Here is a 1,079-nt window from a genome sequence, read left to right on the forward strand (position 1 = left end):
ATTTGGCCTACCATAGGCAGAACGAACTAAAGGACTCTTCGGAGTCCTTTTTGATTTTATATTTTAGAGTTTTAAGAAGGTGGTCTTGTGTTAACAGATAGAGCTGCACAGATGGTGATATTCCATGCACTAATTAAGCATGATGGCTTTACCAGTGCTGCGAAAAGCTTGAACGTTTCGGTGTCTCATATCAGCAAACAAGTTGCTTTGCTTGAAGACTCTATTGGTATCAAGTTGGTACAACGCACCACACGCAGCCTAACGTTAACGGAAGCGGGAGAAGTATTCTATCAGCACTGTGAGCAACTGTTTAACACGGTAAAAGCCGCTCAAATGGATATGGATAGCCAGCGTGACGATATCTCTGGAATACTGCGTGTTGGGCTGTCGCAGTCATTTGGCACTTTACATATCATTCCTGCGATTGATGAGCTTAGACAGTTGTACCCTCAATTGAGAATCGAAGTCCACCTGTTCGATTATAAAGTGGATATGATTGAAGAGCGTCTGGATCTTTGGATCACCAATAACGAAGACTTGCCTGAAGGGTACATTGCGCAGCGATTAGCAGATAGTCAGTTTGTGGTAGCCGCATCGCCTGATTATCTGATTAAAGCCGGGACACCGCACGTACCATCGGATCTGATTGACCACAACTGCCTTATCTATCGTAGCCGAGAGCGAGACTACACATCGTGGGCGTTTGATAATGGGCAAGAGAACCTCAGTGTAAAAGTAGCTGGGGATTACTCGGTGGATTTAGCTGAGGCAGTTCGAGACGCAGCGGTATCAGGGTGGGGCGTAGCTTACTTAGCCACTTACTTAGTGAAGGAAGAGTTCAGAACGGGTAAATTAATCCAAGTTTTGCCGGAATGGAGAGCGAGTCAGCTGATGCCGTTCTATGCTGTATATCCGAGTCGAAAGAACATGCCGAAGAAGCTTTCTGCGGTGATTGAGTTCATCAAAGATCATATTGGATCGCCGACGTACTGGGATGAAAACCTAAAAACGTGCGTCGAACTGCATCGTTAACTGTTTCCAAATCTATAAATATAATTTCCATATGGAAAAAGTATGCT

1 protein-coding gene is annotated in these 1,079 nt (G+C 44.7%); it reads left to right on the forward strand.

What is annotated here, in order from left to right; all coding sequences use genetic code 11:
• The first annotated feature begins 111 nt into the window (after positions 1 to 111).
• Positions 112 to 1,032 carry a LysR family transcriptional regulator gene (locus BCT81_RS27645; protein WP_080566522.1) on the forward strand — a complete coding sequence of 307 codons (921 nt, stop codon included), beginning with the start codon at positions 112 to 114 and terminating at the stop codon, positions 1,030 to 1,032.
• Positions 1,033 to 1,079: the final 47 nt, after the last annotated feature.

This window comes from Vibrio sp. 10N.261.52.A1, from assembly GCF_002876325.1.
Classification (GTDB): Bacteria; Pseudomonadota; Gammaproteobacteria; order Enterobacterales; family Vibrionaceae; genus Vibrio; species Vibrio chagasii.